Source organism: Stenotrophomonas sp. SAU14A_NAIMI4_8, from assembly GCF_003086695.1.
GTDB lineage: Bacteria > Pseudomonadota > Gammaproteobacteria > Xanthomonadales > Xanthomonadaceae > Stenotrophomonas.
Genome location: NZ_CP025999.1, coordinates 1,612,542 through 1,637,605, shown reverse-complemented (window position 1 = coordinate 1,637,605; position 25,064 = coordinate 1,612,542). Strand labels below are relative to the sequence as shown.

At 68.0% G+C, this 25,064-nt stretch carries 21 protein-coding genes and 8 tRNA genes; 6 read left to right on the top strand and 23 right to left on the bottom strand.

The window, feature by feature from the left end; translation table 11 throughout:
- Positions 1 to 100 precede the first annotated feature (100 nt).
- From C1930_RS07570 to C1930_RS07560, 3 genes are all read right to left on the bottom strand, one after another.
- Positions 101 to 174 (bottom strand) — tRNA-Cys (locus tag C1930_RS07570).
- A gap of 65 nt (positions 175 to 239) precedes the next feature.
- Positions 240 to 315 (bottom strand) — tRNA-Gly (locus C1930_RS07565).
- Between the two features lie 155 nt (positions 316 to 470).
- A tRNA-Gly gene (locus tag C1930_RS07560) sits at positions 471 to 546 on the bottom strand.
- A gap of 35 nt (positions 547 to 581) precedes the next feature.
- Between C1930_RS07560 and C1930_RS07555 the strand changes: the two genes are divergently transcribed.
- Entirely contained in the window at positions 582 to 1,088 is a 507-nt protein-coding gene (locus C1930_RS07555; RefSeq protein WP_159093570.1) for a hypothetical protein, read from the top strand.
- A gap of 3 nt (positions 1,089 to 1,091) precedes the next feature.
- On the opposite strand, the gene C1930_RS07550 is transcribed toward C1930_RS07555, so the two are convergent.
- The 14 genes from C1930_RS07550 to C1930_RS07485 form a co-directional block, all read right to left on the bottom strand.
- Positions 1,092 to 1,167: transfer RNA gene (locus C1930_RS07550), tRNA-Gly, on the bottom strand.
- Between the two features lie 125 nt (positions 1,168 to 1,292).
- Positions 1,293 to 1,368 (bottom strand) — tRNA-Gly (locus C1930_RS07545).
- Positions 1,369 to 1,701: 333 nt separating this feature from the next.
- Entirely contained in the window at positions 1,702 to 2,328 is a 627-nt protein-coding gene (pgsA, locus tag C1930_RS07540) for a CDP-diacylglycerol--glycerol-3-phosphate 3-phosphatidyltransferase (RefSeq protein WP_108755869.1), read from the bottom strand.
- A gap of 17 nt (positions 2,329 to 2,345) precedes the next feature.
- A complete protein-coding gene (uvrC, locus tag C1930_RS07535) occupies positions 2,346 to 4,190 on the bottom strand; it encodes an excinuclease ABC subunit UvrC (protein ID WP_108752706.1) in 1,845 nt (614 codons plus the stop codon).
- Positions 4,187 to 5,599, bottom strand: coding sequence for a hypothetical protein (locus C1930_RS07530; protein WP_108755868.1), 1,413 nt, complete (start codon positions 5,597 to 5,599; stop codon positions 4,187 to 4,189). The genes uvrC and C1930_RS07530 overlap by 4 nt, the downstream gene beginning before the upstream one ends.
- Complete coding sequence (locus tag C1930_RS07525) at positions 5,596 to 6,081, bottom strand: low molecular weight protein-tyrosine-phosphatase (protein ID WP_108755867.1); 486 nt, start codon at positions 6,079 to 6,081, stop codon at positions 5,596 to 5,598. The genes C1930_RS07530 and C1930_RS07525 overlap by 4 nt, the downstream gene beginning before the upstream one ends.
- Complete coding sequence (kdsB, locus tag C1930_RS07520; RefSeq protein ID WP_108755866.1) at positions 6,078 to 6,851, bottom strand: 3-deoxy-manno-octulosonate cytidylyltransferase; 774 nt, start codon at positions 6,849 to 6,851, stop codon at positions 6,078 to 6,080. Before kdsB ends, C1930_RS07525 begins: the two co-directional genes overlap by 4 nt.
- A 75-nt stretch (positions 6,852 to 6,926) precedes the next feature.
- Entirely contained in the window at positions 6,927 to 7,946 is a 1,020-nt protein-coding gene (gene lpxK / locus C1930_RS07515; protein ID WP_108771424.1) for a tetraacyldisaccharide 4'-kinase, read from the bottom strand.
- Positions 7,946 to 9,694: a lipid A export permease/ATP-binding protein MsbA gene (gene msbA, locus C1930_RS07510; protein WP_108752701.1), complete on the bottom strand. Its 1,749-nt coding sequence runs from the start codon at positions 9,692 to 9,694 to the stop codon at positions 7,946 to 7,948. Before msbA ends, lpxK begins: the two co-directional genes overlap by 1 nt.
- Complete coding sequence (locus C1930_RS07505) at positions 9,691 to 10,113, bottom strand: biopolymer transporter ExbD (RefSeq protein ID WP_108749183.1); 423 nt, start codon at positions 10,111 to 10,113, stop codon at positions 9,691 to 9,693. Before C1930_RS07505 ends, msbA begins: the two co-directional genes overlap by 4 nt.
- 3 nt (positions 10,114 to 10,116) lie before the next feature.
- Positions 10,117 to 10,779 carry a MotA/TolQ/ExbB proton channel family protein gene (locus C1930_RS07500; RefSeq protein ID WP_108749182.1) on the bottom strand — a complete coding sequence of 221 codons (663 nt, stop codon included), beginning with the start codon at positions 10,777 to 10,779 and terminating at the stop codon, positions 10,117 to 10,119.
- A gap of 3 nt (positions 10,780 to 10,782) precedes the next feature.
- Positions 10,783 to 13,191: a DNA internalization-related competence protein ComEC/Rec2 gene (locus C1930_RS07495; RefSeq protein WP_108771423.1), complete on the bottom strand. Its 2,409-nt coding sequence runs from the start codon at positions 13,189 to 13,191 to the stop codon at positions 10,783 to 10,785.
- Between the two features lie 59 nt (positions 13,192 to 13,250).
- Positions 13,251 to 14,603 carry a HAMP domain-containing sensor histidine kinase gene (locus tag C1930_RS07490; RefSeq protein ID WP_108752699.1) on the bottom strand — a complete coding sequence of 451 codons (1,353 nt, stop codon included), beginning with the start codon at positions 14,601 to 14,603 and terminating at the stop codon, positions 13,251 to 13,253.
- Position 14,604: 1 nt separating this feature from the next.
- The gene (locus C1930_RS07485; RefSeq protein ID WP_108752698.1) at positions 14,605 to 15,276 is read right to left on the bottom strand and encodes a response regulator transcription factor; all 672 of its coding nucleotides are present in this window, start codon (positions 15,274 to 15,276) and stop codon (positions 14,605 to 14,607) included.
- Between the two features lie 144 nt (positions 15,277 to 15,420).
- Between C1930_RS07485 and C1930_RS07480 the strand changes: the two genes are divergently transcribed.
- From C1930_RS07480 to C1930_RS07465, 4 genes are all read left to right on the top strand, one after another.
- Entirely contained in the window at positions 15,421 to 16,194 is a 774-nt protein-coding gene (locus C1930_RS07480; RefSeq protein WP_108771422.1) for a MipA/OmpV family protein, read from the top strand.
- 32 nt (positions 16,195 to 16,226) lie between these two features.
- Positions 16,227 to 16,517 (top strand): hypothetical protein, encoded by a 291-nt coding sequence (locus tag C1930_RS07475; protein WP_108755860.1) that lies wholly within the window; start codon positions 16,227 to 16,229, stop codon positions 16,515 to 16,517.
- Positions 16,518 to 16,667: 150 nt separating this feature from the next.
- The gene (locus tag C1930_RS07470) at positions 16,668 to 16,898 is read left to right on the top strand and encodes a hypothetical protein (protein ID WP_108771421.1); all 231 of its coding nucleotides are present in this window, start codon (positions 16,668 to 16,670) and stop codon (positions 16,896 to 16,898) included.
- Positions 16,899 to 16,963: 65 nt separating this feature from the next.
- A complete protein-coding gene (locus C1930_RS07465) occupies positions 16,964 to 17,443 on the top strand; it encodes a hypothetical protein (protein ID WP_108771420.1) in 480 nt (159 codons plus the stop codon).
- An 81-nt stretch (positions 17,444 to 17,524) separates the two neighbouring features.
- Here C1930_RS07465 and C1930_RS07460 read toward each other — a convergent pair.
- The 3 genes from C1930_RS07460 to uvrB form a co-directional block, all read right to left on the bottom strand.
- Positions 17,525 to 17,599, bottom strand: a tRNA-Val gene (locus tag C1930_RS07460).
- Between the two features lie 84 nt (positions 17,600 to 17,683).
- Positions 17,684 to 17,758: transfer RNA gene (locus C1930_RS07455), tRNA-Val, on the bottom strand.
- Between the two features lie 103 nt (positions 17,759 to 17,861).
- Positions 17,862 to 19,886: an excinuclease ABC subunit UvrB gene (gene uvrB / locus C1930_RS07450; RefSeq protein ID WP_108771419.1), complete on the bottom strand. Its 2,025-nt coding sequence runs from the start codon at positions 19,884 to 19,886 to the stop codon at positions 17,862 to 17,864.
- A 152-nt stretch (positions 19,887 to 20,038) separates the two neighbouring features.
- Here uvrB and C1930_RS07445 point away from each other — a divergent pair, with 152 nt between their 5' ends.
- The gene (locus C1930_RS07445; RefSeq protein ID WP_159093568.1) at positions 20,039 to 20,551 is read left to right on the top strand and encodes a GspH/FimT family pseudopilin; all 513 of its coding nucleotides are present in this window, start codon (positions 20,039 to 20,041) and stop codon (positions 20,549 to 20,551) included.
- A 62-nt stretch (positions 20,552 to 20,613) separates the two neighbouring features.
- On the opposite strand, the gene C1930_RS07440 is transcribed toward C1930_RS07445, so the two are convergent.
- From C1930_RS07440 to C1930_RS07430, 3 genes are all read right to left on the bottom strand, one after another.
- Positions 20,614 to 20,690, bottom strand: a tRNA-Asn gene (locus C1930_RS07440).
- A 54-nt stretch (positions 20,691 to 20,744) separates the two neighbouring features.
- Positions 20,745 to 21,173 carry a type IV pilin protein gene (locus tag C1930_RS07435; RefSeq protein WP_108752691.1) on the bottom strand — a complete coding sequence of 143 codons (429 nt, stop codon included), beginning with the start codon at positions 21,171 to 21,173 and terminating at the stop codon, positions 20,745 to 20,747.
- A 14-nt stretch (positions 21,174 to 21,187) separates the two neighbouring features.
- Positions 21,188 to 25,057 carry a PilC/PilY family type IV pilus protein gene (locus tag C1930_RS07430; RefSeq protein ID WP_108771417.1) on the bottom strand — a complete coding sequence of 1,290 codons (3,870 nt, stop codon included), beginning with the start codon at positions 25,055 to 25,057 and terminating at the stop codon, positions 21,188 to 21,190.
- Positions 25,058 to 25,064 lie beyond the last annotated feature (7 nt).

Here is a 25,064-nt window from a genome sequence, read left to right as displayed (position 1 = left end):
GCGGTGGTTCGGCGGCACTGAGCGCTGCGACACACTGCTGCGAGCGGTGAACACGCGCGACGCAAAAAAAAAGCCCGGACCGGAGTCAGGGCTTTTCATCTGGAGGCCTCAAGCGGAATCGAACCGCTGTAAACGGATTTGCAATCCGGTGCATAGCCACTCTGCCATGAGGCCAACGTACCGCTACCAGGGGGTGGCCCTGATATGACAAAACCCCGTGATGGGGCTCTGTCGGAACATGGAGCGGGAAACGAGACTCGAACTCGCGACCTCAACCTTGGCAAGGTTGCGCTCTACCAACTGAGCTATTCCCGCGTAAGCCGTGATGATACCGGAAGACCGGGAACCACACCAGCGATTTGACGCTTGTTTTCACTTTTCTGACTGCGCGAAAAGCCTTGCGGCCCAACGTGCCCCGCCCTGCCAGGGTGGGAGAAAAACAAGGCCCCTTGTGGGGGCCTCATCGAATCTGGAGCGGGAAACGAGACTCGAACTCGCGACCTCAACCTTGGCAAGGTTGCGCTCTACCAACTGAGCTATTCCCGCAGATTCCGTTCGACCTGTGTCGAAGGAGCGCTATTGTGTCCAAATTCCTTCACGCCGTCAACAGTCTTCACGCGCACATGTTCACTCGCCCCGTCCTGCTCACCACACTGCTGGCCAGCCTGCTCTGGCTGGTCCTGCTGGCCCTGCTGATCTCGGCCGGCTACACGCCCGACTACTGGCAGCTGCGACACCTGGAAGACGGTGCCACCCTGCCCTATCCCGCCGCGTCGGTTGCCTGGCTCGCGCTGTCCGGCGCGGGCGTATTGGCGCTGCTTGTCGTGATCGCCCGACCTTGGGCGTTTCGTGGCCTGTGGTGGCGGTTGCCGATCGCGCTGCTGCCGGTGCTGGCGTGGTCGCTGTTGTGGGCGGCCGGCGCCATGCATCAACCACCGGTACAAGGCGCGCACCTGCTGTGGTTGCTGGTGCTGGATCTGGCGTTGCTGCTGGCGCTGCTGGGCATCTGCGTGGTCACGCTGTGCAGGGCCGTTGGCAGACGCCGGGCACAAACGAAAAACGCCCCCGTGCGGGAGCGTTCTTCTTGAATCTGGAGCGGGAAACGAGACTCGAACTCGCGACCTCAACCTTGGCAAGGTTGCGCTCTACCAACTGAGCTATTCCCGCTTGGGAGGCGAAATAATACTGGTTCTGCGCAGGACGTCAAGCGTTTTTCTGCATCTGGCACGCAAACATCGGCAGCGCTGTCGCATACGAAAAACGCCCCCTGTCGGGAGCGTCTTTCTTGAATCTGGAGCGGGAAACGAGACTCGAACTCGCGACCTCAACCTTGGCAAGGTTGCGCTCTACCAACTGAGCTATTCCCGCTTGGGAGGCGAAATTCTACCGGTTCTGTGAATGGCGTCAAGCGATTTTTTCGGGTGGATTTCAGCGGGATTCGGCATCGCGTATCCACGCACGGCGTGGATCTACTACGGTGCGCGATGCATTGGCCAGTAGATCCACGCCATGCGTGGATGGCGGCACGCCTGGGGTCAGTAGATCCACCCCATGCGTGGATGGCGGCACGCCTGGGGTCAGTAGATCCACGCCATGCGTGGATGGAGGCACGTTTGGGGTCAGTAGATCCACGCCATGCGTGGATGGCTGCGACCGTGGGGTCAGAGCCCTTTCCTGCGGAAAGGGATCCGACCCCGGGGCTCAGTTGCCCAGCTTCTTCTGCCGGGAGCGCTCGCGTGCGGCGCGTTCGTCTTCGCGCAGGCTGGGCCATGCGGCGTGCAGGTACTGCAGGCCCGACCACAGGGTCAGCACGGCGGCGATGGCCAGGGTCCAGTCACCGATATGGAACACCGGCGGCCCCATCCAGATGTCGTCCACCGGCACGTTCGGCGCCACCGAGTACAGCAGGCACAGCAGCGCAACCATCTGCGCGGTGGTCTTGACCTTGCCGATCATCGCCACCCGCACTTTGGCGCGCTGCCCCAGTTCGGCCATCCACTCGCGCAGTGCCGACACCGCGATCTCACGGCCGACGATCACCGCCGCCCAGAACGCCATCCACGGCGTGGGGTGGCCCTGCACGATCAGGAACAGCGCCACGGCCACCATCAGCTTGTCCGCCACCGGATCGAGGAAGGCGCCGAACGCCGATTCCAGGCCATAACGGCGCGCGATCCAGCCGTCCAGCCAGTCGGTGATCGCGGCCAGGCCGAAGATCGCCGCGGACGCGAAGTTGGTCCAGGTGTAGGGCAGGTAGAACACCAGCACCAGCACCGGGATCATCACGATCCGCAACAACGTCAGCCAGGTGGGCAGGGTCAACTTCATGCGGCTTGCTTCTCTCTCTATTCGGCCGCGTCCGGCGTGGCCAACCCGTGCAGGTTAGCGTAGATGCGCGCCGCGAGGGCGTCATTGATGCCTTCCACCTTGGCGATTTCCGCTTCACCGGCGGCTTTCAGCCCGACCAGCCCGCCGAAATGCTTGAGCAGGCTGGCGCGTCGGCGGGGGCCGATGCCGGGAATGTCTTCCAGCTTGCTGGTCATGCGTGCCTTCTGCCGCCGCCCACGGTGACCGGTGATGGCGAACCGGTGCGCCTCGTCGCGCACCTGTTGGATGAACTGCAGGGCGGGATTGGCGGCACCGGGGCGCAGTTCGCGGCCGTCGGGCATCACCAGTGCTTCGTGGCCGGCGCGGCGCTCCACGCCTTTGGCCACGCCCACCAGCAGCACCCCTTCCACGCCCAGGTCGGCCAGCGCGGCCTGTGCCTGCGCCAGCTGGCCGGCACCACCATCGATCAGCAGCACATCCGGCAGTACCCCCTGCTCTTCCACCGCGCGGCGGAAACGGCGGTCGATGGCCTGGTGCATGGCGGCGTAGTCATCGCCCGGTTCGATGCCGCTGATGTTGAAGCGACGGTACTGCGCGCGCACCGGGCCGGCCGCATCGAACACCACGCACGAGGCCACGGTCGCCTCGCCCATGGTGTGGCTGATATCGAAGCACTCAACCCGCTTGACCGGTTCGGCCAGGCCCAGCATTTCGCGCAGGGCATCGCTGCGCGCATGCTGCGCATTGCGGCTGTTGAGCTCGGTGGCCAGGGTCAGCTGCGCATTGCGGCTGGCCAGCTCCACATAGCCGGCGCGCTCGCCGCGCACGTTCCACTTCAACTGCACCTTGCGCTCGGCCGAGGCCGACAGCGCCGCCACCAGCAGATCGGCATCGGGAATCTCGCGGTCGAGCAGGATCTCGCGCGGCGGTTCGAACTCGATGTAGTACTGCGACACGAAGGCCGCCAGCACTTCTTCCGGGCTCTCTTCGCCGTTGGTGCGCGGGAAGAACGGGCGCGTGCCCAGGTTGCGGCCATCACGGAACGCCAGCAGCAGCACGCAGGCCTGAGAGCCCTGCATGGCCACGGCCAGCACGTCCAGGTCGGCAGCGCGGCCGTCCACGTACTGGCGCGTCTGCATGCTGCGCAGCGAGGCGATCAGATCGCGCAGGCGCGCGGCCTGCTCGAACTCCAGCGCCTCGCTGGCCTGCTGCATCTGCTCGCCCAGTTCGCGGGTCAGCTCGTCGCTTTTGCCTTCCAGGAACAGCGCGGCGCGACGCACGGATTCGGCGTATTCGTTGGCCGGCACCAGGTCCACGCACGGCGCGCTGCAGCGACCGATCTGGTACTGCAGGCAGGGCCGCGAGCGGTTACGGAACACGCTGTCTTCGCAGCTGCGCAGCTTGAACAGCTTGTGCATCAGGTTCAGCGTTTCGCGCACCGCGGTGACGCCCGGGTACGGACCGAAGTAGCGCCCGGGAATGGCGCGCGGGCCGCGATGCAGGGCGATGCGCGGCCAGTCTTCGCGGGTCAGCAGCACGTGCGGGTACGTCTTGTCGTCGCGCAGGGACACGTTGTAGCGCGGCGACAGCGATTTGATCAGCTGGTTTTCCAGCAGCAGCGCTTCGGCTTCCGACCGCGTGACCGTCACGTCCATGCGCGCGATCTGCGACAGCATCGACATGATGCGCGCATTCTTCGGGCTGCCGTTGAAGTAGCTGCCGACGCGGTTGCGCAGCGCGCGCGCCTTGCCCACGTACAGCAGCGTGTCGTCGGCGGCGTACATGCGGTAGACGCCGGGCGCAGTACTCAACTGGCCCGCGAAGGCCTTGCCGTCGAAGGCCGGGGCAGACGCGGAACTCATTCGCTGATCGGCACTTCGCTCAGCACGCCGCTGTCGGGATCGAAGCGCAGCACGGCGTGGCCGTCGGTTTCGGCAATCCACACTGCGCCAGCACCCACCGCAAGCCCGGCCGGGCCCTGCAGGCGACGTGGCAGCGGCTGGGTCACCAGTTCGCCGCCGCCCAGGCGCAGCGTGCGCAGGCGGCCGTTGCCGGTATCGGCGATCCACAGCAGGGGCGCATCGGGGCTGAGCGCAATCGCCTGCGGGAACTGCAGGCTGGCCTGCGCGCGCGGGCCATCGTCATCGCCGAAGCGCCAGGCGCCCTGCCCGATCAGGGTCTGCACCAGGTCGCCGCGCAGCTGCAGCGCACGGATCGACGAGCCCAGCGCGTCGGCCACGTACAGCACCTGCTGCACCACCGCCACCGCCGTGGGCTGGGCAAAGGCCGCCAGGTGGCCGCTGCCATCGCGCTCGTCGATGGCACCGCTGCCGGCGCGCCACTGCAGGCTGCGCAGGCCCAGATGGAAGCTCCACAGGCGGTTGTCGCCGGCCATGGCGATGTGCAGCTGGTTGTCGGCGATGGCCAGCCCGACCGGGTGGTCCAGTGACACCTGGCGGGCCTGCGCCACCGGGCCCTCCACCGGGGCACCGGGGCGACCGTTGCCACACACGGTGTCGACCTGGCCGGTCATCAGGTTGATGCGGCGCACGGCGTGGTTGCCGGTGTCGGCCACGTAGAGTGATTCGCGCTCCAGGGCCAGGCCCTGCGGGCGGTGGAAGGCCGCCTCAGCCAGGTTGCCGTCCATGAAATCGGCGGTGCCCAGGCCGAACTGGCGCAGCACGCGCCCACCATGGCTGCATTCGAGGATGCGGTGGTGGCCGCTGTCGGCGATGTACAGCCGTTCCTGGCTGACTGCCAACCCCAGCGGGAAGCGCAGCGGGTGCCGTGGCTCGGGCTGCAGTTCGCTGCCACCGCGCGGCGGCGCGGCCGGCGCGCCTTCGCACAGCGCATTGAGCGCCCGCTCCAGCTCGCCCGGTGCGCCCATGCCCACCAGCCGTTGCTGCTCGCGCCCCTGCGCGTCCAGCAACACCAGGGTCGGCCACGCCGTTACGCCGAAGCGGCGCCAGCCGTCCCAGTCGGCATCCAGCAGGGCCGGCATCACCAGCCCCTGCCGGCGCAGCAGCTTCAACGCGGCAGGCGCTTCACGCTCGAAATCGAAGCGCGGCACCTGCAGCACCAGCGGCTGCAGCTTGCCGGGATTGCGCGACAGCCACTGGCCGAACTCGGCCAGGCGCTGCGCGCTCCACGCCGAGGCGGCGTTGACGAACAGCAACGCGACCGGCCGGCCCCGCAGCTCAGTCAGGGTGCAGGGCGCGGCATTGAGCCACGTAGCGAATTCCGGCAGGTCCGGGACGGGCTGGACGTTCATGGCTCGATTATGCCGGAGTCGGCGTCATGCAACAGTCGTGCCACGACAGATTTCGCCGCGTCATCGACCATTGTCCAGACCTGCTCGAAGTGATCCTGGCCGCCGGTGTAGGGGTCGGGAATGGCGCCACCGCGCAGCCCCGCCCACGGCAGGTACAGCGCCAGCCGGTCCCTGCCCGGTGCATCCGTCAGGCGCCCGGCATCGCGCAGATTGGCCCCATCGGCGCACAACACCCAATCGAAGCGGTCGAAATCGGCGGCCTGCAGCTGGCGTGCGCGCAGGCCGCTGATGTCCACGCCATGGCGTGCCGCGCAGGCGATCGCACGCCGATCCGGCGGCTCGCCGACATGCCAGTCACCGGTGCCGGCCGAATCCACCTGCACCCTCCCCGCCAGGGGCGAGGCCTGCAGGCGCGCGCGCAGCGCCCCTTCGGCCATCGGAGAGCGGCAGATGTTGCCCAGGCAGACCAGCAGCAGCTTCATCGGCCGCCCATGGCCTGCAGGCGTGCCTCGGCGCGTTCCAGGTCTTCAGGCGTATCGATGCCCGGCGGGAACGCTTCGGGCGAGATCGCCACGCTGATCGCATGGCCGGCCTCCAGCACACGCAGCTGCTCCAGCGCTTCCACCTGCTCCAGCTGGCCCGGCGGCATCGCCGCGAACTGCTGCAGGAAGCCGGCGCGGTAACCATAGATCCCGATGTGGCGCAGCCAGCGATGGCCGTCCGGCAGCACCTCGCGGCTGCGTGCGAAGCCGTCGCGGTGCCAGGCGATCGGCGCGCGGCTGAAGTACATCGCCTCGTTACGCACGTTGCGCACCAGCTTCACCACGTTCGGATCGAACAGGGTATGGGCGTCTTCCACGGCGGTGGCCAGGGTCGACATCGGCGCATCACCTTCGACCAGCGCCTGGGCCACCGCGCGGATGCCCGCGGCTGGCGCAAACGGTTCGTCGCCCTGCAGGTTGACCACGACCGTGTCATCGGCCCAGCCGGCAATGCGCGCGCACTCGGCCAGGCGGTCGGTACCGGAGGCATGGCTGCTGGCGGTCATCGCCACCTTCACCTCACCCAGCCCGGCAAGCGCGTCGGCGATGCGGGTGTCATCGGTGGCGACCCAGACCTCGCGCGCACCGGCCTGCAGCGCACGGTGCGCCACGTGCAGCACCAGCGGTTCGCCGCCGAGCAGCCGCAGCGGCTTGCCGGGCAGCCGCGAAGCGGCATAGCGGGCGGGAATGGCGACGACGAAATCATTCATGCAGGCGGTACTCGGCAGGCGCGATACAGCAGGAATGCGGCCGGCAACGCGCAGATGCAAGCGCCCGGCGACCGCTCAGTTCGGGCGCAGCTTGTCCAGGCGGTCGGTCAGGGCCACCCAGAACGCGGCAGGCAGATCGGCACGCAGCGGCACCGCAAAGTGCCAGTCGTTGCCGAAGGCACGGCACTTCACCGCGTCTTTTTCGGTCATCAGCACCGGCAACTGGCTGCCGAAGGACAGGTCCTGCGGCTGGTACACCTGGTGGTCGGCGAACGCGTGCGGCACCACGCCGATGCCGCGCGCGCGCAGCATGTCGAAGAAGCGCTGCGGGTGCGCGATGCCGGCCACCGCATGCACGCGCTGCCCGGCAAACGAGGACAGCGGTCGGCTGCGCCCGCCCGGCAGCGGCTGCGCGCTGTCGATCTGCAGGGCCATCGGCCACTGGCCGAACCCACAGGCCTGCGCGGCCGCGGCCGCATCGGCCTGGCCCAGGTTGACCACGCGGAAATCGCAGTGCTCGGCGCGGCTGATCGGCTCGCGCAACGGCCCGGCCGGGATCATCCGGCCGTTGCCATAGCGGCGCTGTGCGTCCACGACTTCGATCTCGATGTCACGTGCCAACCGGTAATGCTGCAGGCCGTCGTCACAGACGATCACGTTGCAGCCGGCGTCCACCAGCGCCTCGCCCGCGGCCACGCGGTCGCTGTCCACGCGCACGGGAACGCCGGTTTTCCAGGCGATCAGCACCGGTTCGTCACCGCCCAGTGCGGTGGACGTATCAGCGTCCACCCAGCGCGCGGTGCCGGCGTCGTCGCGGCCATAGCCACGGCTGGCCACGCCCGGCTTCCAGCCGGCCTCGCGCAGGCGGTTGACCAGTTCGATCGTCAGCGGCGTCTTGCCGGTGCCGCCCGCGGTGATGTTGCCGACCACGATGACCGGCACCGGCAGCGCATGGCGCTTGCGCCAGCCACGGCGGTACAGCTGCCGGCGCAGGCCGGCAATGCCGGCGTAGACCGGTGCCAGCAGGCGCATCGGCCACGGTACCGGGCTGCCGTCATACCAGTACGCGGGGGTCTGGGTGCCCTTTGCAGCCATCAGTCCTGCCTGTCGCGGAACTGCATGCTGTGCAGGTGCTGGTACAACCCGCCCATGGCCAGCAGTTCCTGGTGGGTGCCGCGTTCGACGATACGGCCGTGATCCATCACCAGCACCTGGTCGGCGTGTTCGATGGTGGACAGGCGGTGCGCGATCACCAGCGTGGTGCGCTCGGGCATCAGGCGCTGCAGCGCATCCTGCACTAGGCGTTCGGATTCGTTGTCCAGCGCCGCGGTCGCCTCATCCAGGATCAGGATGGGGGCATCACGCAGGATCGCGCGGGCAATCGCCAGGCGCTGGCGCTGGCCGCCGGACAGCAGCGCGCCGTTCTCGCCCACCGGCGTCTGCAGCTGTTGCGGCATGCGCGCGATGAACTCCCAGGCATTGGCCGCTTCGGCCGCGGCCCGGATCTGTTCGTCGGTCGCATCCATGCCATAGGCGATGTTGGCGGCGATGGTGTCATCGAACAGCATGACCTTCTGCCCGACCATGGCCACCTGCCGGCGCAGGTCGGACAGCGGGTACTCGTCCAGCGGTACCCCATCGAGCGCGATGACGCCGCCGCTGGGCTCGTAGAAGCGCGGCACCAGCCGGATCAGGCTGGTCTTGCCGCTGCCGGACCGGCCGACGATGGCGGTCACCGTCCCCGGCCTGGCCACGAAGCTGATGTCGTCCAGGGCGATGCCGCTGTCTTCGCGGTAGCGCAGCATCACGTGGTCGAACGACAGTTCGCCACGCACGCGCTGCACACGGGTGGTGCCGGTATCACGCTCCACCGGCATGTCGATGATGCCGAACAGGCGTTCGGCGGCGGCCACGCCGCGCGAGATCGACGTCTGCACGCTGGTCAACCTGCGCAGCGAAGGAATGATGGCCATCATCGAGGTCATCAGGCCCATGAACTGACCCGCGTTGAGCTTGCCGGCCAGGGCCTCGCGGGTGGACACCCAGACGATCACCGCCAACGCCAGCGCGGCCAGGAACTGGACCACGCTGGAGGCGGCCGCACGGGTCACTTCCACCTTCATGTTCAGCGCCAGCATGCGGTTGGCCAGGCGCGAGTAGCGGCTGATCTCGTGCTGCTGGGTGCCGTGCACCTTCACTTCCTGCTGCGCGGCCAGGGACTGCTCGGCGGTCTGCGCCATGGTGCCCATGCCGTCCTGGATGCCGCGGCTGATGCGCCGGTAGCGCTTGCCGACGTAGGACACGATGGCGCCGATCAGCGGCACCACCAGCAGCATCGCCAGGGTCACCTTCACGCTCATCTGCAGCATCACCACCAGCATGGCGATGATGGTCAGGGTGTCGGCCACCATGGTCTTCAACGCATCGGCGCTGGCCTGGGTGACCTGCTCGGTGTCGAAGTTCAGGCGGCTGACCATCACCGGCGTGGCTTCGCTATCGAAGTGCGAGGACGGCAGGTGCAGGTACTTGTCCAGCACCTGCTCACGCAGGTCACGGACCACGCTGCGGCCAGTCTTGGCCAGCGTGTAATCGCTGACCCAGGTCGCCAGGCTGCGCATCAGGAACAGACCAAGGATGGTCAGCGGCAGCACGACGGCAGCGCGCGGCTGCGGGTCGACAAAGCCCTCGTTGACCAGCGGCTCCATCAGCTTGGTGAAGTGGTACCCGGCCAGGGCCTCGACCACCATGGCGATGACGGCGGCCACCATGAACACCCAGTAAGCCCGGGTATAGCCGAGCAGGCGTTTGTAGATCGGCCACACTGGCGCGTGTTTGGAACTCATGGACGCACCTCTGGCGCTGTTGCGATTGCGATACGGCGGAAGCCGAGCTGGCCCAGCGCATCCTGCGCGGTGACCACGGCCTGGTAGGGAGTGCGCGCGTCGGCGCGCAGCAGCACGGTCTGCTGGCGGTCGCTGCCGGCAACGGCGGCGATGGTCTGCTTGACCGATTCAACGTCGCTGCGCAGCACTTCCTGGTCGTTGATGAAGTAACGGCCTTCGGCGTTGATCAGCACGCTAAGCGAACGCGGCGGTTCGGGGTTCTGCTGGTCGCTGGCCGTCGGCAGCTGCACCTGCAGGGTCGAGCGCGCATCGAAGGTGGTGGTGACCACGAAGAAGATGATCAGCACCAGGATGACGTCGATCAGCGGCACCAGGTCGATGTGCGGCTCATCCTGGGATCGGTCGTTGCCGATGCGCATCGATCAGGCCTTGGCCGTGGCAGGCGCTGCGGCGCGCGCGACCGGGGCCGGGTTCATCACCCCCGGGCGACCATCGAGCGTGTCCAGCAGGGCACTGGCCTCCTGCTCCATCTCCACCACGTAGCCGTGGATGCGGCCCTTGAAGTAGCGATGGAACATCAGCGCCGGAATGGCCACGATCATGCCGGTGGCGGTGCAGACCAGCGCCTTGCCGATACCGCCGGCGAGCTGGTTCACATCGCCCACGCCGTGGTCGAGGATGCCCAGGAACATCTGGATCATGCCGATGACGGTGCCCAGCAGGCCCAGCAGCGGGCCGGCCGAGGCGATGGTGCCCAGCGCATTGAGGAAACGTTCCATGCGATGCACCAGGTGGCGGCCGGTGTCTTCGATGCGCTCGCGGATCTGGTCGCGCGGGCGGTTGCGGGCTTCCAGCGCGGCCGCCAGCAGGGCGCCCAGCGGCGAGTTGGCGCGCAGGGTCTGCAGGTGGGCCGGGTCGAGCTTGCCGCGTGCGGCCCAGTTGCGCACTTCCTGGCCCAGGCCAGGCGGCAGCACCTCGTTACGCCGCAGGGACCAGAAACGCTCCAGGACGATTGCCAAAGCCAGTACGCCCAACAGCAGCAGCGGCACCATCGGCCAGCCACCGGCCTTGACCAGTTCCCACACGTTTCAACCCTCCGGCCCATCGGCCGCTTGTTCGATCGACGATAGGATAGCAGCCGACCGTGCCCGCCCAGCGGCATCCCACCACCGGGCTGCGTGGACCCGCTGTTCGCGCACCTGCAGGCCTTGTGCGCCAAGCCATACGCGGATCGCGCCGGTGTCGGCGGTGACCAGCACTTCGGCGCCCGCTGCGCGCCAGCGCTGCACTACGTCACGTTTCGGGTGGCCAAAGCGGTTCTGGTGGCCGGCCGAGACCAGCGCCAGCCGGGGCTGCACCGCCGCCACCCAGGCCGGGCTGGAGCTGCCGCCACTGCCGTGGTGTGGCACCAGCACCACGTCGGCGCGCAGGTGGTGCGGGCGCTCCTGCAGCAGCCGCTGTTCGGCGCTGCGGCCGATATCGCCCGGCAACAGCACGGCCCCGTGGGCGCCGGCAATGCGCAGCACGCAGCTGGCTTCATTGCCATCCGCGACCGCGGTGCGGCCGGGGTGCAGCACCTGGAAATCGACCCCGTCCCACTGCCAGCGCAGGCCCTGTCGGCAGAAGGCCTGGGCGCCGGGCGGCGCCTGCCCGGGCGGGGCCAGCACCTGCAGCCCCGGCAGCTGCCGGCGCAGTGCCGGCAGCCCGCCGGCGTGATCCAGGTGATCGTGGCTGAGCAGCAGAAGCCGTGGCGGTGCCTGCCCCAGCGCGCGTACGGCCGGCATCAGCACCCGCTCCGCTGCCTCGGCGCCGCCGGGCGGCCCGGCGTCGTACCACAGCGCGTGGGTGGCCGTTCTCACCAGGACTGCGGCGCCCTGCCCCACATCGTGCACCAGCAGCTCAACCTCGCCGTGGCGCGGCGCCGGCGCCGCTGGCCAGAGCAGCGGCAGGCACAACACGCCACCGGCCAGCAGGCCGCCACTGCCGCGCGGCAGCAGCCACCAGAACACCCCCACGACCGCCGCCGGCAGTGCCCAGCGTGGCGCTTCGGCCAGCCACCACATGGCCTGTGGCTGCGCCGCCAGCGGCTGCAACGCCTGCCAGCTGAGTTCGAACAGCCAGGCCGCCGCCCGCCACGGCCAGCGCCCCGCGCCGTCATGCACGGCGTGCAGCGCGGTACCGGCCAGCGCGACCGGCACCACCACCAGGCTCCACCAGGGAATGATCGGCAGGTTCAGCAGGGGCCCCCAGCGCGCGGTTCCGCCGAACAGCGCGACCGCCAGCGGCAGCAGCGCGACGCTGGCCACGCCCTGCCCCGCCAGCGCGGTGCGCACGTGCTGCCACAGCCCATGCGGGCGTTGCTGCGGCAGGCACCACAACAGCCACAGGACGCCACCGAAACTGAGCCAGAAGCCGGCCGACAGGATCGACAACGGTGCCGGCAGCACCATCAGCAGCGCGGCCAGGGCCAGGCATTGCGGCACCGATACGGGCCGCCGCGCCACCCGGGCCAGTGCCACCACCGCGATCATCAGGGCCGTGCGCACCGTCGGCAGCTCGGCACCGGCCAGCAAGGTGTAGCCGCCCGCCGCCAGCGCCGCCGCGAGGGCGGCCGCCTGCGGGCGCGGCACGTGGACCGCCAGCGGCGCCCACAGCCGCCACGACATTGCACACAGCAACGCACCGAAGCCGGCCACCAGCCCCACGTGGAAGCCGGATATCGCAATGAGGTGGGTCAGGCCCAATGCACGCAGGTGCTCCCAGTCGGTATCGGTCAGCCCGCGGGTATCGCCCAGCGCCAGCGCCTGCACGAAGCGCGCCGAAGGGCGCCCGACCTGGGTGGCGATGGCATCGCTGCAGGATTCGCGCCATGCCAGCAGGCCGTGGGCCGGGCGCAGCAGCCGGGGGGGCCGCTGCTGCTGCACGCTGGCGTTGCCTGCCAGCCCCTGCAGCAGTGCATGGCGTTCACCGTCGAAGCCGCCGGGATTGATGCGCGAACGCGGCGCTCGTATCCGCAACGCCAGCTGCCACTGCGCGCCGGCACGCACGGCATGGCGCTGCTCCGCGGCAACGCCGCCGTTGCGCGCCTCGGCCCCTTTCAGCGCAGACCAACGCACCTGCAGCCGACGGCTACGCAGGGCGGGCAGGCCATCGGCGTGCGCGACCTGCAGCGTGAAGCGGGTGTGGTCGCGGGCATGGGTCGGCAGATCGACCACCCGACCGCGCACCTGCACCACCTGCGCCGCAGCACCTGGCGGCCACTGCTGTTGCAGCGCTGCATGGCCGTGGCACGTCGCCCAGCCGAGACCGAATACGGCGGCCGCCACCACCCGGCCGCGCCAGCGCAGCAGCCAGCCCGGCAACGCCACCACCACCAGCAGCACGCCCAGCCACATCGGCAGCAGGGCCGACGCAGCACTACAGGCCAGCACCCCCAGCACCAGCGCAGCGGCGCAACCGGGGCCAAGGCAGGCAGACAGGGGCACGGTCGCGGCCATGCCCCCAGCCTGCAGGCATGCCGCCCGCAACGGCCATCAGCCAACGCCGTGCTGCGCCGTCAGCGTTCGCTTCGGCGTGACGCCCCGCGGTGGAAGTTCACCCGGAACCGCGCACCGCCGCCCGGCGCTTCCCCCACGCTCACGCTGCCGCCATGGTGCTGCACGATTTCCTTCACCAGGTGCAGGCCCAGGCCACTGCCGTTGCCGGCCGCACGCAGCCGGTGGAATGGCTCGAAGATCGCTTCGCGATCGCCCACCGGCACACCGGCGCCCTGGTCGCTGACGTCCAGCAGGCCCTGCGGGTCCACCCGCACGCAGATGGTGCCGCGACCACCGCCGTGCACGATGGCGTTGTGCACCAGGTTGGCGATCACCCGGCCCAGCGCCAGCCCGTCGCCCTGGATCCACACCGGGGTGTCGGGCGCATCCACTTCGAAGCCATAGCCGGCCCCCACCACCAGCGGTGCCAGTTCGGCCGCCGCTTCCCGCACCAGGTGCGCCAGGTCCAGCCGCTGCAGTGCGGTGGTGTTGCGATCCAGCCGCTGCAGGTCCAGCAGATGTTCGGCGACATTGCCCAGCCGCGCCACATCGGTCAGCAGCTGCGATTTCAGTTCGCCCTGCGGCAGCTGCGAAAGACGCGCCTGCACCACCGCGATCGGCACGCGCAGTTCGTGGGCGGCATCGGCCAGGAATTTGTCACGCGCGGCGTAACCCTGCTGCACCTTGTCGATGGCATCGTTGAAGGCTTCGACCAGGGGCGCGATTTCGGTGGACACCAGCTGCGCATCCAGCCGCGCGCCGGGCTGGCCCACATCCAGCTCCTTGGCCTGCTGCGCGGAACGGCGCACGCCGCGCATGGCGCGGTGGATCACGGTAGGCATCACCAGCAGGGTGACCACGATCAGCGGCAGGAAGAACCACAAGCCGATCAGCCGCAGCACCATCAGCGCGCCGTCGACCAGACCGCCCTTGGGCGCGCCGCCAACCATCACGGTGATGCGCCGGCCTTCGTCGTAGCGGATCATCACCCGCGCCACATCCAGGTAGGGCGGCACCAGCGAACCCAGCTCGGTCGCGCCCAGCGTCGGCAGGCGCGCCAGCAACGGCGCATGCACGCTGGGCACCTTGCCACGTTCCAGCCACGCGCCGCGGTCATCCACTGCAGCGAACCACAGGTTGCCGCCGGCGCGCGCATCGACCTTCTGCCAGCGGGCTTCGTCCAGCTGCAGGCGACCGTCCACGCTGCGCAGTGCATCGGCCACGTCCTCGGCCATGAACATGTCCATGCCCCAGGTGTCCTTGTCACCCCAGGTGATGATCAGCGCGGCCACCGCGAACAGCACGGTAAAGGCCTGCGCCAGGAACAGCCGCCAGGCCAGGCCCAGGGTGATCGAACGGATCTGCCGGGCCATCTCAGACCTCCGCCAGCAGATAACCGACGCCGCGGATGACGTGGATTTCCACGCCCGCCCCGGCCTGCTGCAGCGCCTTGCGCAGCTTGGAGATATGCGCGTCCAGCGCATTGGACTGGATCTCGTCATCGAAGCCGTACACCGCCGCTTCCAGCGCGCTGCGGGTGACGGTGCGCCCCTGGCGCATGGCCAGTGCCTGCAGCACCAGCACCTGGCGCCGCGGCAGGGCCAGCAGCTGGCCATCGACCTCGGCCTGCAGCGATTCGAAGTCGAATGCCAGCCGGCCCAGCACAAGGCGCGGGGTCACCATGGCCGTCGGCCGCCGCGATACCGCGCGGATGCGCGCCATCAGTTCTTCGATGGCGACCGGTTTGACCAGGTAATCATCGGCACCGACGTCCAGCCCTTCCACCTTGTCCGACAGCGCGCCCTTGGCGGTCAGCATGATCACCGGCAGATTGGGGCGCAGCGCGCGGGCGGTGGCGACGAAGGCCACGCCATCGCCATCGGGCAGCTGCCGGTCCAGCAGCAGCAGCTGGTGCACGGGCTCGCGCAGGGCCAGTGCCGCTTCGGCCAGGCTGCCGACCACGTCGGCGACCACGCCCTGCCGCTCCAGCCCGCTCTGCAGGGCACGGGACAGATCGGGATCGTCTTCGACCAGAAGGATGCGCATCGGAAGCTCGGTAGCGGAAATCGCTGCCGATGATAGTGCCTGTGGCGGCACGTCGACGTGCTCGTCGCGTCCACCGGCCGCGCAATGTTCCGACAATGTTGGCAGCGCAGCATGGGGGCTTGTTCCCTGCCAGATCGTCCCTCGATGTCCCTGCGTTCCCCTGCCCTGCTGCGCCCCCTGTTGTGCACCGTCGCTCTCTCCACGCCGCTGCTGGCAACCGCCCAGGACCAGGAGGCCGCACCGGGCGTGCAGGCCGGCATCACCATTGGTGCGACCACCGGTGCGTACGCGCACTACGATGACAAGCCGCTGGTGGTGCCGGCGCTGGCATGGCAGGGCAAGCGCTTCTTCGCCAGCCCCGGCTCGCTGGGCATGCACCTGTACAAGGCCGATGGCCTGCGGGTATCGGCGGTGGTCACGCCTTACACGCTGCGCTTCAAGACCGACGATGTGAACGATGCGCAGCTGCGCCGCCTGCACAGCCGGCAGATGTCGGCCATGGCCGGCGTCAATGCCGAGTACAAGGCGGATTGGGGCATCGTGGGTGCCAGCGTGCAGCGTGAAGTCAGCGGCCACGGCGGCGGCATGGAATCGAGCCTGCACTACAGCTACCCGATCCAGGCCGGCCGTTTCACCTGGGTGCCGCGGGTGGGCGTGGTGCATTCCAGTGCGCGCCTGCTGGACTACTACTACGGCATTTCCAACGAAGAAGCCCTGCGTTCGGGCCTGGCGGCCTACCGCCCAGGCAGCGCCACCTCGCCCAGCCTGCAGATCGCGGTCAGCACGCCGCTGGGCAGCAAGTGGCGTGCCACCGGCGTGGTCGCCAACCAGTGGTTCGGCGATGCGGTGAAAGACAGCCCGATGACCCGCGATGGCAGCCAGACCTCCGCGTTCATTTCGTTGATGCGCGCCTTCTAGCGCCGCGCATTCATTGCCCATAAGGACCTAGCATGGCCGCCGCCAGCCCCCTCCCCGACGCACACGCGATCCTGCGCGCCCCCGACCTGGACAGCGCCGAGCGCGTGTACCTGGGCCTGCTGCCGGACCTGGCCCACGTGGACGCGCTCACCCGCCATGCGCTGGGTGCGTCGCGGGCGGCCGATGCCGCCGCGCGCGGCTATGTGCTGTCGATGACGCTGGTGGGGCTGCGCCTGCAGGAACTGGAAATGGACGAGCCGTGCGCCAGCGCACACCGCCAGGCCTCGCTGCACAGCCTGCGCCAAGCGTTCGCCGCCGCCTGAGCGCGCGACGCGGCGGGTCCGGGTGTCCCTGGCCCCGGATTCATCCTCGACCCATGCGCTTGGCACGCGGTTTTCCGCGCTTCGTCGCATGCCGCTACCGGCCGCCGCGCGCCGGTGACAGGCTGGGCTCCCTTTCCGGAGCACCGTGCCATGCCGATGCTTGCCCTGCTTCTGCTGTATGCCGCCGTGCTCGGTGGTGACGAAACGCTGCCGGTGGCGCACGTACAGGTGCGCCTTGGCCAGGACAGCGTGCTGTGCTGGGAACGCAATACCACCCAGCGCACGCGCACGCTGGGCCTGTGGCGGCAGACCGACGGCGGCTGGCAGCTGCAGCATCGCCTGCGCGTCAGCAGCGCACGCATGCTGTCTTCATCGCAATGAGGGTCGCGGTTCATCCGCGGCAGCGCCGATGATGCAAGCATGGGCGCCTGTCGAAAGGATGCGCCATGACCCTGTCTTCTTTCATCCGCGCGGGCCTGATGCTGGCGTGCGTGCTGCTTGCGGGCTGCTGCCCGTTCGGTAGCGAGATTCGCTCCCGCCCCACGTTCGTCAATCCAGACGTGTCGCCGGTAGCATCGCGCGCCCAGGTGGCCGCGTGTGATCGCCAGGGCGCACGCCTGCGCAGCGAGCTGGAACGTCGCTTCGTCGACACCACGCGTGCGCAATGTGCGCTGCCGCAGCCCTTCGCCGACTACACGATCGTGAACGCCGCCGGCCAGGCCCTGCCGCCTGACGAGGCCGCCGAGCGGCGTGCCAGCCATGTGCAGCGCCTGTGCGCGGACCCGGTGCGTACCGACAAGGAACTGGCCGCGCTGTGCCCGGACTGCCGGGCCCGGGCTGACGATCAGGTAGCGCAGTGCCGCACGGAAAAGGGCATCGTGCGCAGCTCGAAGCCGGTGCGGATGTGCAGCATGATCCGTTTCTAGCCGGGCGGCAGAAACGAAAACGCCGGCCCAGGGCCGGCGTTCGGGATTTCCACCGCTGCACCGGCAATGCCGGGAGCCAGGTGGTGGGCGGTACAGGGTTCGAACCTGTGACCCCTACCATGTCAAGGTAGTGCTCTACCGCTGAGCTAACCGCCCAATGAATCTGCATGTCTGGACTGAAAAACCCGGCTTGCCGGCCGGGTTTGTCTTTCTCACGACAGCCCCTTGCCAGGGACTTCGTGGTGGGCGGTACAGGGTTCGAACCTGTGACCCCTACCATGTCAAGGTAGTGCTCTACCGCTGAGCTAACCGCCCGTTTTTCCTGCATTTCCGCGATTGCGTCGGTGCAGGCCGCGTATATTACGGATGCCGGCGCGCCAGCGCAATAGTTTTGTGAAGGCAGCCGACGTTGGCCCGTTCAGCCAAGGCTGGCTTCCTTCAGCTGCCGGATCTGGTCACGCACACGCGCGGCATCCTCGAACTCGAGGTCCTTGGCGTGCTGGTACATCTGTTGTTCCAGCGCCTTCAGGCGTGAAGCAAGCTGGGCCGGGCTGAGCGAGCGGTAGTCCGTCGCCGGCTCGGCCACGCCGCCACGGGCCTTGCCCTTGCCCTTGCGCGCTTCCTTCTCGGCGGCTTCCGAGCGCGCACCTTCCAGTACGTCGGTGATCGGCCGGGCCACCGAACGCGGCACGATGCCGTGTTCTTCGTTGTACTCGACCTGCTTGGCCCGGCGGCGGTCGGTCTCGTCGATCGCTGCCTGCATGGAACGGGTGATCTTGTCGGCGTACAGGATCGCCTTGCCGCGCACGTTGCGCGCGGCGCGGCCGATGGTCTGGATCAGCGAGCCGGTGGAGCGCAGGAAGCCTTCCTTGTCCGCGTCCAGGATCGCCACCAGTGACACCTCGGGCATGTCCAGGCCTTCGCGCAGCAGGTTGATGCCCACCAGCACGTCGAACTTGCCCAGGCGCAGGTCGCGGATGATCTCCACGCGCTCGACCGTGTCCACATCCGAATGCAGGTAGCGCACACGGATGCCATGCTCGGTCAGGTACTCGGTCAGGTTTTCGGCCATGCGCTTGGTCAGCGTGGTGACCAGCACGCGGTCGCCCGCCTTGATGCGCTCGTTGGCCTCGCTCATCAGGTCGTCGACCTGGGTGCCGACCGGGCGGATTTCCACCACCGGATCGATCAGGCCGGTCGGGCGCACCACCAGTTCGGTGATCTCATCGGCCGACTCGCGCAGCTCGTACGGGCCCGGCGTGGCCGAGACGTAGATGCTGCGCGGGCAGCGCGCCTCCCACTCCTCGAAGCGCAGCGGCCGGTTGTCCAGCGCTGAAGGCAGGCGGAAGCCGAACTCGACCAGGGTTTCCTTGCGCGACCGGTCACCCTTGAACATTGCACCGATCTGCGGAATGGTCACGTGCGATTCGTCGATCACCAGCAGCGCATCCGGCGGCAGGTAATCAAACAGCGTCGGTGGTGGCTCGCCGGCATTCTTGCCGGTCAGGTGCCGCGAGTAGTTTTCGATGCCGTTGCAGAAGCCCACCTCGGCCATCATCTCGATGTCGAACTGGGTGCGCTGGGCCAGGCGCTGGGCCTCGACCAGCTTGTTCTGCGCGTACAGCTGCTCCAGCCGCTCCTTCAACTCCACCTTGATGGTTTCAACCGCCGCCAGCACGCGCTCGCGGGTGGTGGCGTAGTGGGTCTTCGGGTACACGGTGAAGCGCTGCAGGTTGCGCATCGTCTCGCCGGTGAGCGGATCGAACATCGTGATCTTCTCGACCTCGCCATCGAACAGCTCGATGCGCAGGGCCTCGCTGTCCGACTCGGCCGGAAACACATCGATCACTTCGCCGCGCACGCGGAAGGTGCCGCGCTGCAGTTCGTACTCGTTGCGCGTGTACTGCAGCTGGGTCAGATGGTTGATCAGGTCGCGCTGGTCGATGCGCTCACCCTTGGACAGGATCAGGCGCAGCGACAGATAGTCCTCCGGCGCGCCCAGGCCGTAGATGGCCGACACCGTGGCGACCACGATCGCATCCGGGCGCGACAGCAGGGTCTTGGTGGCGGCAAGGCGCATCTGCTCGATGTGCTCGTTGATCGAACTGTCCTTCTCGATGAAGGTGTCCGACGAGGGCACGTACGCTTCGGGCTGGTAGTAATCGTAATAGCTGACGAAGTACTCCACCGCGTTGTGCGGGAAGAACGCCTTGAACTCACCATACAGCTGCGCCGCCAGCGTCTTGTTCGGCGCCATGATCAGCGTCGGCTTCTGCACGTTCTGGATGACGTTGGCGATGGTGTAGGTCTTGCCCGAACCGGTGACGCCCAGCAGGGTCTGCTTGGCGATGCCGGCCTGGAAATTGTCGGTCAGCTTCGCGATGGCGTTGGGCTGGTCACCAGCCGGCGAATAGGGCGAAACGAGTTGAAAGCTGTCGCTCATGGTGCTGCCAGATCCCGGGAACCCGCAGTATACCGGCCACTCCAGTGACGACCGGTTGAACCAGAACCCGATTCAGGCAGCGGCAAAACCCGATGGTGCCGCGCCGGCGGCGGGCGGAGGCTGGTGCCCTGTCCGCTGCTGGAGTCCGCCTGATGCTCTCCCCTGCCCCCGGCCACACCCTGGCCGAACTGCTGCTGGCCATTGCGGTGCTGGCGATCCTGGCCTGCCTGGCGGCGCTGCCGTTCGCGGGCCTGCTGGATCGCCTGCGCGCCGACCAGCTGCGCATGCAGCTGCACACGGCGCTGAACCAGGCCCGCAGCACGGCGCTTACCCACCGCCGCTCCGTGCTGGCCTGCCCTAGCAGCGACGGCCTGCAGTGCGGGCAGGACTGGAGCCAGGGCTGGCTGCTGCGCGCCGAACAACCACGGCCGGATGAGGCCGATCCGGCACCACCACTGGCCGCGCGCCAGCTTCAGAGCCATTCCTCATTGCAGGCCTTCAGCACGCACGGTCGCCCGCACATCGTGTTTCGTGCCAGCGGGCGCAGCGCGGGCAGCAATGCGCGCATCCGCGTCTGCCAGCGCGGCCTGACGCAGGCCGAAGTGGTGGTGAGCAATACCGGGCGTGTGCGCTCGCTGCGCAGCGCGTCGCCGGAACCCTGCTGAAGCACGCGGATGCCGGACGCAGAAAAGCAGAAGCCGCGATTTCTCGCGGCTTCTGCAGGATCTGGCGCCCGAAGTTGGACTCGAACCAACGACCCCCTGATTAACAGTCAAGTGCTCTAACCGGCTGAGCTATTCGGGCGGGGAGGCGCATTCTAGTAGCTGCTGCGCGCCGATGCAACACCCCTGCGCGAAATCACCAGCAACCGGCCACCGCACTGGCGCTCGGTGTCTTCACATTGGCCTGGTTGACCGTCATCGTGCCGCACTTGTCCTTGGCCTGCGCGCCCTGCGGCGCCGCCGTCAGGGTGAAGGTGCCCTGCGCGGCCTGGATGCTGATCGTGTACTGCGCCGTACCACCTTCGCGCGGCGACTGGATGCTGGTGGTGCCGTTGCTGAAACGGAAGTTGGCGTAGGTGTTGTTGGTGGTGTGCGAACGCTCGGCCATCTGCGCGTACTCCACCATGTCGGCCTTGGCCTGCGCACGCCGCGACTTGCGGATCTGGTCGGTGTACGAGGGATAGGCCACCGCCGCCAGGATCGCCACCACGGCCACCGTGATCATCAGTTCGATCAGGGTGAAGCCGCGGACCTGGCCCATTGCGCGGATTGCTTTGAGTGACATCGCAGGAATCTCCGTTACTGGATCTGGCGCCAGGACTGGCGGCCACAGGGATACGGCACGTACAGCGGCTGCGCGCCGGACACATTGACCACCATCCAGCAGCCTGCACCGGCCGGCACCGTCGGCACACCCGAGCCGTCGTTCGGATTGGTCGGCGGCTGCAGGCGCGGCACCACCGATACGCCCACGTCCTTGATCGGCGCGGTGCCCGGCGAGTTCAACGACATGGCAGCCGTACCGGCGGCGGCGGAGGTACCGGTGGGCGAGCCCACCCGCACGCCGGACAGCGCGCCGGCACCGCTTCGCGGGCTCAGCCCGAACAGCCAGTTCGCACCCGACGTGCTGCAGCCGCTGGTGACTTCCACCGGTGCGTAGGTGGGAATGAACAGGATGCCCGAGGCCAGCTCCGGGTAACCCACCGCACGTTCGCCGGCAGGAAGATCGACGTACCAGCCCAGCGACGAGGTAGGCGCGGTACCCACCTGCAGCGTACGCGAACCACTGGTGGTGACCACCGCGTTCGGGGTCAGGTTGGCACGCGTGAGCGTGGTGAGGACCGCACCGTTCACCACATCGTTGAAGCCATACAGGCTCTGGATCTGGGTGGACGAGATCGGCAGGGTGTCGTCGTTGAAGGAGAAGCTGCCGGTACCGAACATCACCAGCACGCCGCCGCGTTCACCCGATGCCACCTGCAGGCCGCCGGTGATCGGCTGGCGGTAGGTCAGCCCGTTCTGCACGAAGGTGCCGGTGGTGAACACAGGCACGGTGACCGAGGTGGCGGTGGAAGTCAGGTCGAACTTCCACACCGCGCCCTTCAGGTCGGCCGCGTAGACGGTATCGGCGTAGCCGTCGCGCACGCGGCTCGGCTTGTTGGTGACCGGGTCGATGGTCAGGTTGTTGACCCGATCGACCACCACGATGTTGCCCAGGCCATTGCTCCCGGCGATGGTGGAATTGGGCTCACCGGCTTCGATCATGCGGATGGTCGGCGTACCGGTGCCGATGTCGACCACGAACAGCACGGCCTTGCCACTGGCGCTGGAATAGCCGTTGCCGAAGATCGCCTTCCAGCTGACGCTGCCATCGGCCGCGCGCACCGGCACGATGACCGGCTTGCCCAGCACGTGGCCGATGTTGGCCCGCACCGTGGCATCACCGGCCAGATCGTTGATTTCCCACAGGCGGTTGCCCGCGCCGAAGCTGCCGGGGGTGGTCACGTCCAGCGCGAACACGCCACGGCCGCCGGCGCCGGTGGTGCCGACCAGGGTGGTATGCCAGCCGCCACCGTAGAAGGTATCGCCCACGGTCAGCGGACCGTCGACGAAGTACTTGTGCACGAACGGCTGGGCGTTCTTCTTGGTCGGGTCATAGGGCAGCAGCAGGTTGCCCATGTGCCCGTACGATGTGGCCGGAATGTAACCGAACAGTTCACGGCCACCGTTGCCGCCGATCGTGCCCGCCGCATCCATGCCGCCGTCGAACGCATGCAGCATGCCGTCGTTGGCACCGGCGTAGACCACGTAGCGGTTGTTGTTGCGCTTGTTGGTCAGGTAGTTGGTGTAGCCCGTGCCCAGGGTGCCGCCCAGCGCGCGGTAGCCGAAGTCGTCCACCGGCGCGCTGATGACCGGCGTGGAGTTGACGATGTCGCCCAGCGGCGTGGTGCGATCACGCAGCTTGCCGCCGTTGCGGACCTCACCACTGCTCTCGCCCAGCAGGTAATTGGCCGCACTGGTGGCATCGGCGCCCAGCGCCGCCAGGTTCGCGGAGGTACAGATCGACTGCGCCGGGTACAGCGTGCTGGACAGGTTGCAGAGCCCGGCCAGGGTGACCGTGGTACCGCTGAACTTGCGCACGCTGCTGCCGTCGTCGAAGAAGACGTTGCGCGCGGCCGCGGCCGGCATCTGCGCACTGGCTTCCCAGCGTGTGGTGTATTGCGCCTCGCGGGTGGTGGGGTTCACCGACACGCTGCTGGCGGTCAGCTTGCTGTACCAGTCGGTGCCGTTGTTCTGCACGTCGTACATGGGGGTGACGGTCAGCGAACCGGTACCGATGCGCGCGCCGCTGAGTGCGAACGTACCCGACGGCGTCTGCCCCGAACCCACCGCCGACAGCACCCGGCGCATGGCCTCGGTCACGTCCGACGGCGTCTTGGCATTGATGAACTCGCCGCGGCTGTTGACGGCGGCGTGCCACAGTTCGTCGATCACGCGGCCGTCGTCGTCGGTCAGCGGGTCGCCATTGGCGTTCCAGTTCGGCGGGTTGGCATACGGGTCATCGGTCGCGGCCTGGTTGACCTCGTAGATCAGGCCCTGCGCGCCCAGGGTCACGCCATAGAAATTCATGTGCAGGTCGGCCTGGCAGTCCAGCCGCTTCCATTCCGGCGAGGACTGGTCGAGCGAGCTGCACTGGTCCGGCACCGGCACCAGGCCGGTGGGGAAGCTTGCCCCGGTGCGCAGCGGGGTCGAGCCACCGGCGTAGTACGACGCGGCGATGTCGGCAATGGTGTTGCTGTAGCCATCGGCGAACGGCTGGGTCGGGAAGAACTTGCCGCCGGCGCTGTCGGCATTGCCATAGCCGCTGGCCGAGTTGCCCACGTTGGTATAGCCGTCGGTGAACAGCATGCCGCCGTTCTTCTGGCAGGCGCGGATGACCGGTGCGCCAGCGTCGGTACGCCGGAACTGTTCACCCAGGTAAGCCACCGCCTGCCGGTTCGGGGTACCGCCATTGGGCTTGAGCCGGTAGATCTGCCCGAACAGGTCCGAGCGCTGCGAGGTGACGTCGTACATGGTCACGTTGTTGCGGGCATTGATGGTGAAATAGCCCACGCGCATGTTGTCCACGCCCACCATGGCGTGCGAGGACGAGCCGACCATCGACAGGATGCGGTTGCGGTGATACTGGAACCAGTTGGCGAAGTTGCGCTGTGCGTTGGCCAGATCAGCACTGTTGGCGGGGTAGTTCTCCGGCAGGATCTGGTAGCGGCGCATGTCGCAGCCCGGACCACAGGCATTGCTGATCAGCGGACGGTTGGCATCACCGGTCAGGTAGCCGGCCGGTGCGGCCTGGTCGGCCGGCAGGTAGAACGTGGCCGGCACGTAGGCGATCTGCACCGTGCAGTCCGCGCGCACCAGCACGTCGCTGCCCAGGTTGGTCCAGACGTTGCCTGAACTGGGCAGGCCGTTGCCGTTGTTGTTGTTGCTGTTGCAGGTACGCCCGTTCGAGCGGTAGCGCGTACCGGCCGGAATGGTCATGCCGGTGACGAACTGGAACGCCTCGCCGTTGACCTGGCGCGAGGACAGGTCGTACACGGTGTTGTAACCGGTATTGAAGTCGGTGCCGTAGACCGTCGGGTCACGCGGATCAACGCGTGCCGCAGAGAACGTGGCGTTCGGCCAGAGCATGTTGCCACCGCTGTCTCGCACCGGCAGGCTCCACGGCTCGTAGGTCACGGCCGGGTTGTAGTAGCTGGCGTTGTAGGTGGGCGAACGGGCAAAACCAAACGCATCGATCGGCGGGATCGCGCGGCCCGGCGAATACGAGGTGTTGAAGTTCGAGTGCGGGAACAGGTACAGGTAGCAGTCGGTGGAGTTGTTGCCGCACGCTTCGCCCACGTTGTAGAACACGCCGGCCGAACTGAAGAAGCTGCTGCCGTTCCACTGCATGCGACCATCGCCACCACGGAAGATCCGCTCGAAGGTCATCGAGTTGGAATCGTCCACGGCCATGATGAAGGCCGGCGGGATCGAGGTGGTGTTGTTCAGCGGCGCCTGGGCAAGGGCGCCCTGCCCTTGCGCGGCGAACAGGCTGTAGGCGAAGTAGCCGCCCACGCCAAGCACGGCGAAGGCAGACGCGGCGATGATCCGGGAAGTGCGACGGGACATGCCGGCG